At 64.6% G+C, this 5965-nt stretch carries 5 protein-coding genes; 1 reads left to right on the forward strand and 4 read right to left on the reverse strand.

The features are described 5' to 3' along the window. The first annotated feature begins 454 nt into the window (after nt 1–454). Nucleotides 455–880, forward strand: coding sequence for a hypothetical protein (locus tag VJ897_RS02060; RefSeq protein WP_324052787.1), 426 nt, complete (start codon nt 455–457; stop codon nt 878–880). 419 nt (nt 881–1299) lie between these two features. Here VJ897_RS02060 and VJ897_RS02065 read toward each other — a convergent pair whose 3' ends face one another. The 4 genes from VJ897_RS02065 to VJ897_RS02080 form a co-directional block, all read right to left on the reverse strand. Next, complete coding sequence (locus VJ897_RS02065; protein WP_324052789.1) at nt 1300–1908, reverse strand: hypothetical protein; 609 nt, start codon at nt 1906–1908, stop codon at nt 1300–1302. 173 nt (nt 1909–2081) lie between these two features. Next, entirely contained in the window at nt 2082–3452 is a 1371-nt protein-coding gene (locus VJ897_RS02070) for a peptidyl-prolyl cis-trans isomerase (RefSeq protein ID WP_324052791.1), read from the reverse strand. Next, nucleotides 3437–5083, reverse strand: a complete 1647-nt coding sequence (gene xrtE / locus VJ897_RS02075; RefSeq protein WP_324052793.1) for an exosortase E/protease, VPEID-CTERM system — start codon at nt 5081–5083, stop codon at nt 3437–3439. The genes VJ897_RS02070 and xrtE overlap by 16 nt, the downstream gene beginning before the upstream one ends. A gap of 294 nt (nt 5084–5377) precedes the next feature. Further along, nucleotides 5378–5965, reverse strand: a 588-nt coding sequence (locus VJ897_RS02080) for a hypothetical protein (RefSeq protein ID WP_324052795.1), incomplete at its 5' end; no start/stop codon positions are given.

The following is a 5965-nucleotide window of genomic DNA, read 5'->3' on the forward strand; positions in this document are numbered from 1 at the left end:
GGAAGGTTCGACCGACGGTCGTGACTTTCGATCTGCTCGGGGCGCCGGCCGACGAATACGTCGTCGCCGATGAGACGAGGCACGCGATGTTCCCCGGCGCCAGGGAAGTGCGCATTCGCTTTTGCGGATCTTCCGACTGCAGGGGCGCCGCGTGATGCGTCGCCCCGGATGGGACGCGCCGGGCACCGCAGCCCCCCGGAGGCCGCTGACCGATGCGGGCGGGGTGCGCAACAGCGACGCGCCCCCTGACCGCGACAGCGGACTCTGCGAGACCTGGACGAAACACCATCGCGGGGTCGACCGACAATCCATGATGCCGCGGCGCCCGATCTCGACGGCGATGGAGACAGCGACCACGTCTTCACGACCGCCCCCTTCCCCTGACCCTCTTGCGGGCCGGGACCCGGAGCGTTCAAGACTTGCAGTGGATCGCCATCCGGGTATCGTCGGTCGGATGAGAACGCTGCTCGTGCTCGCATTCGGATTCGCTGCCTCGCCAGCGGTGTCGCAAGACCTGAAGGTGCTCCTTTGCACGGCAGACAGTCAGTTGAACCTGAGCTCCGACACGTTGGACCCCGTGCCGTCCGATGAGACCTACACCTGGGAACTCTACTACGAAGACGGCGAGCTGGTCTCGCTTGCCGCGCCCTTCGATTGCCGGGACGGCACGGAAGAATGGACCATCGGGACGACGGTGATATCGCTGGAGTGCCAGCAGGGAATACGCGAGGTGACCTCGGTGCGCATCTTCGCGGAGATCGACCGTTATGCGCAGAGCTTCATGGTGAGCGGGATAGGTGAAGACCTGAACGACCCGGAAGCCGATGCCGCACTCTGGGTCCAGGAAGGACGTTGCGAACTGGCACGGCGCAAGTTCTGACCCGGGCGGCCCGGGACGAAGAGGAGAACCGGAGACGATCCGGAGTTCGTGTCCCCGGAGACCTTCAGTCTGAATTTCACCTTTCCCTGATATCGAGAAGCTCTGGATCGATGGGAGAGCAGACGACGGCAACAGCGTCCGCGCGGCGGCCGGGCGCGGCGTGATCGAGGCTCGGGGATCAGGGGGGTGACTCGACGGCGAAGGGCGGTGAAGTGCGGCGGGGCGGCGGGCGCGGTCTGCCGCATGGCATATCTTTTCGCCTCCCAGGCGGCATGATCAAGATGCCGCTCTCAGGACAGGTCGCGAAATGATCGGGTGAAGACCCCCCGGCTGCGTGGGATAGTCCCGCGCGCCCAGAATTCAACTGTTTCAGGAAACGCCTTGGGTCCGGCTGGACGAAACAGACAGTCGTGCGGACGTCAGGCAGTCGCGCAGGAATGCCGCCGGCGGCGACGAAGCTCTGCAAGGCCGAGATAGAGAACGCCCATGACAAGAAAGAGGCGAGCAAGGACGGACCCGTTGATTTCCGGAACCTCGGTGCCGGTCACGATGCGGAAGCCCGAGTAGGGTGCCGTCGTCGTCGCCGTGTCGGTGATGCGAAAGAGCGGGGCTTCCGACTGCGTGCCCGACGCGACGACAGCGCTGTAGGCATCCTGGCCCTGGAATAAATCGAAGTCTCCAAAAAACCCTCCCGTGGGTTCGCCATAGGAGATGAACGCCGGCGAGGGCTCGCTATAGGCAAAGAAGAGCGGCGTGTCGGTCGGACCTGCGGCTGCGAGGTAGGCATCGGCGAATTGAAACGCCGTCGCCTGTGACGATCCGTCGGACGTCCACCAGGGAGAGGTCTCGATCGACGATTGCAGGCCGAGATAGGATTGCCCGGCAGACTGCACCTGCAGATCATACGTGATCGAGCCGATGGTGACGTTCAGAGCCTCGGCGGGATCGGCAAGGGCGAGGCAGGTTGCGCCGGCAAAAAGGGCCGCCACCCTGCGGACTCCGATCGGATACGACCCAACCCGTTTCATGAAACCCGCCTGCTCTCCGTTTCTTGTTCGGCCCGATAACCGCAAATCGCATATCAGAATCACCGAAAAACCACAATTTGTCCACTGGCAATTGCCGAGCGTGCGAACCGGCCGTCGAGGGACAGCACCGGACCCAAGGCCCGGCCGCAGCGATTGCCGCCCGCCGCGCTCGCTCAGATCGCGCCTATGATGCCGGCTGAGAGTGCCATGCATGCCATGGCGCCAAGGAGCGCGGGGCGCGCAAAGGCAATCGGCTTGATGTCGGCGGACGTCATCGCGACAGCGTGCAGCAGCGCCGTTCCGATCCCGAGACCGGCTCCGCCGACGACGAGAGCGGCCATCTTCAATACCGGTGTGCCCTGCGGAAGTGGCCTCGACAGGGTCCAGGCCCCTGCCGCGGTGACGACAATGACAGCACAGATCCCCGCGCCCACCATGGCTGCTGCGCGCCTGTTCAGGAAACGGGTTTCGGAGAGATCCCTGCCCTGCTCCAGCATCTGCCGTCGGTAGGCCCCCGCGGTGCCGACCCAGCGGATGGCGGAGAGGAGCGAGAGGGCGGCACCGAACCCGAAGAGCCCCGATGCGACCAGGGTCACGCGATCCTGAGCCTCATCCTCTCTCTCGTCCTCGGCCGCCTCCTCCTCCTCGGGCATCGCTGCGGGCCGACCGATATGTGGTGTCGACAATTCGCGGGCCAGCGCGGCCTGATGCGCCTCGAGCTTTTCCAGCTGAATGCGGGCTACGACCTGCTGCTTGACGATGGCCGGCGGGAGCGGTGCCGCGCGAATCGCGGCGAGGTGGACGAGTTCAATCCCCCGGGGTCGCTCCGAGATCTCGAGCGATATTCCCTCCGCCTGCATCGCATCGAGACGTGCGCGTTCCGACGCCGGGAGGATGTCGCCGCCGCCCCAGAAGGGCTGACGCGCGACGGCGATGCCGAGCCCCTGCAGGTCGCCTGCAAGGCCGTCGAGGCGCTCGCTCGTGATCGTCTCGCCGTTCTGCAGCCGTGCAATCGCCGCTCGCGCAAGCCTGCGCTCGTCGGCGCTGTCAATCTGCACGAAAAGACGCAGGACCCTGTATTCCTTCCGTTGCGAAAAACTCTCCGGATGTGCCGCGACATAGGCGCGGACCTCCTCATCGGTCGGAGGCTCGGCGCGGAATTGCGACTGGGCGTAGGACTTGAAAAGCACCTGCCGGCGCGCGTCTGCGAGGGCCTCCCCGACCTCTGCCGAGAGAAATTCCTCTCTTGCTTCCAGCTGCGCCTCGAGCGCGATCTCCGCGACGAGCTGCTCGAGCGCTCTCTGCCGCACCGCCTCGGTGTCTTCTGGGAAATCCCGCCGGCGGGTCCTCAGAAGCGCGTCGACATCGGTCGCGGTGACGGCGATGCTTCCGACCCACGCCAGGGCGCCGGTCTGTTCCGCGATCTCTTCAGGTTCCTGAGCCCATGTCGGCGACGCCAGGCAGATCACTGCGCAAATAAGGCGGATGACGGAGGAACGGATGCGCCCGGGGCGAGGGTTCGGGGGGCTCACCAATAGGACCATTCGCCCAGTCCGAGAACATGAAGGCAGATGAGAAAGTTCGTCACCGCATGGGCGACAACGGCGTCCGCCAGGGCGCGGCGCCTCAGAAAGAGGGCACCATAGGCAAGGCCTGCGACCGTTGCCGCGAGCACGTTTGCGTGCAGAAGCCCGAATGCGACCGACGAAGCCGTCAGAACGAACAGGACCTGTGTCCAGCGTCCCATCCAGGGAGGTGAGATCGCCTCGAGAAGCCGGATCAATCCCGCGCGAAATGCCAGTTCCTCGACGACCGGAACGACGAGGCTCGACCCCAAGACGCGAAACGCGATCCAGATGATCGCGAGCCAGAGCGGTGCTGATGAGAGAGCGTCGGCGAGCATGCCCGCGCGCCCGGCATCCGCCGGGATCATGATGATCCAGAGGAGGTAGACCACGGCGCCGACGGCGACGGAGATCAGCCCCGGCGCGCGCGCGATCTCCCGCGCCAGCGGATGCCGCAGCAGCCAGATCCAGAGGGCCCCGGCAAGGACCGGGACGGGGTAGAGCCAATTGAAGGTGCCGACGAACAGACCGGCGATCATGCCCGCGACGAGGTAGACCGCAAGTGGCAGCATCAGGCGGAAGATGCGAGCGAGATCGATCCTGAGGCTTGCGTTCTCCGCTGGCGCGTCTCCTGCCTCCCTGCGGAACGGCTTGAGTTCCATCGCGAGGACGGCAAGCCCCGTGGAGGCGAGAAGGGCGAGCACCCCGAACTGCGAATGGAAGCCATTGACGGCGACCTCCGGCGAAATCTCGTCTCCGATATAAAAGAGGATCGCGATGCGAAGCGCGTTCAGAACGAAGGTCCCTCCGACCGCGGCGACGCAGAGGATCAGGGCGCGGTCGAGCCTGAGCTTGCGCCACTCAAGACCGACATAGGCGCCGAGGAGCACGAATGCGCTGATCATGCCCTGGTATCCCGAGCATGACGGGGCAATCGAGATCGCGAAGTCCGGCGATGCCATCACCGGATTGCGCCCATCGACATCGAGCATGGGCATCGGATGCCCGGACAGCCCGATGAACCAGAGGCTCAAATCGAGGGCCGCTTTCTCGATGACCCCGCGGGCAATGCCCACCACCCAGCCTAACTGGCCGAGGAGGATGGCAGCCGCCAGAACAGCGCTTCCATACCCGATTGCAATCTTCGGCAGATTGACCTGGCGCGGCAGAACAAGGGCTGTTCCGGTGAGGGCAACAAGGCTCAGGAGACAAATGGCAGCGGCGTAGGCCATGATGAGCGATGCGTCGAGCCTTGGCGTGTCGAGAGAACTGGCAGGAAGGATTTGAAAAATGACAAGAAGGCAAAGAAAGGCCGAGAGATTGGTGGCCAGCAGTCCGATCCGCGCGGTCATCGGGGACACGCGCGGCAGGCGAAGCCCGCTCCGGAAGCCCGCAACCATGAAGGTGGCGACAAAGGCCAGGACCAGCATCTTCGACACGTTGTGGAGAAAGAGCAGGGCCGCTGCGTTCTCGCTTTCCGCAAGGACCGGATAATACCTGCCGGAACCCGCAAGACGCAGGATCGCGAGTTCGACGAGGACAAGAAGCCCCAGCGGGAGAGAGCCAGTCAGCGAACGAAAAAATGGCCCCATGCCGGGAGAGGACGACATCCCGCCTGCTGGCCGAGGCCCAACCCGTTCCGCATGTGACATGTTGAACTGCTCGATTTCCCACTGAGGTGAAGGTACACGATGTAGAAACGTCCGGACAAGGAGATTTCCCCCGATCTCCGCGGGTCCCTAAAGGCAGTCGCCCCTGGTCTCGGGGTGCCGACTGGCGGCGACCGGCCCTCCCGGTCCGCGATGGCCTTTCGTCAGCGGCGCATGATCCGGATCTGGGTGCGCAGGCACGGTTTTGGTCCGAAAATGACCCAGAACGCGGCCGATTTTCATCAAAGCCTTCCACTAAGTGTCTTGTGCCCGTAACCGAGAGCACCCGTTGTGGATCTGCCTGCGTACCTCATGACCCCACTTGCCGTTGATCTGATCGAGATCGCCGTCTTCGCGACCTGTCAAGCCATTGCCTGTCACGCTGTTCTGCGTTTCCTTGAGCGTCATATACAGGCCGTGGTCCGTCGGTAGGTCGCGACAAGCACTTTGTCCCCCGCAGCCGGCTCGGGCTTGCGCCGCCGCCGACGAGGCCTGATGGGATGGACCGAGAGATCCCGCGCGCATCGCCGCTCGCCTTGGCGCGGTCCGATTCTTCTGTAGAAATCCCGATAGCCCATTCTCGCGGAGCAGACCCTGGGTGAAGGTGTCTATCAGGAACTTCGCCGAAGGGCGCTCACGGGCGCGTTCCGTCGCCTCCTTGGCCACCGACACGGTGGCCTCAGGCTGGGCGGTGGTGGGATAACGCTTGCGGCCCGGGCGCCACGAAACGTGCCGCTCGGCGATGTTGTCGCTTCCCGCGCATGTTGCAGGGCCGCCGGTTCGTCTGCCATTGCCCTCCCCTTCGAGAAACTCGGGGAGTTCGCGCTTCGGAACTCCCGTGGC

The organism is Salibaculum sp., from assembly GCF_035270045.1.
GTDB lineage: Bacteria > Pseudomonadota > Alphaproteobacteria > Rhodobacterales > Rhodobacteraceae > Salibaculum.

Bases quoted from the DNA above. Each gene is read 5' to 3' on its own strand.
- VJ897_RS02065 (WP_324052789.1), bottom strand. From the start codon at position 1,908: ATGAAACGGGTTGGGTCGTATCCGATCGGAGTCCGCAGGGTGGCGGCC.
- VJ897_RS02070 (WP_324052791.1), bottom strand. From the start codon at position 3,452: ATGGTCCTATTGGTGAGCCCCCCGAACCCTCGCCCCGGGCGCATCCGT.
- xrtE (WP_324052793.1), bottom strand. From the start codon at position 5,083: ATGTCGTCCTCTCCCGGCATGGGGCCATTTTTTCGTTCGCTGACTGGC.
- VJ897_RS02060 (WP_324052787.1), top strand. From the start codon at position 455: ATGAGAACGCTGCTCGTGCTCGCATTCGGATTCGCTGCCTCGCCAGCG.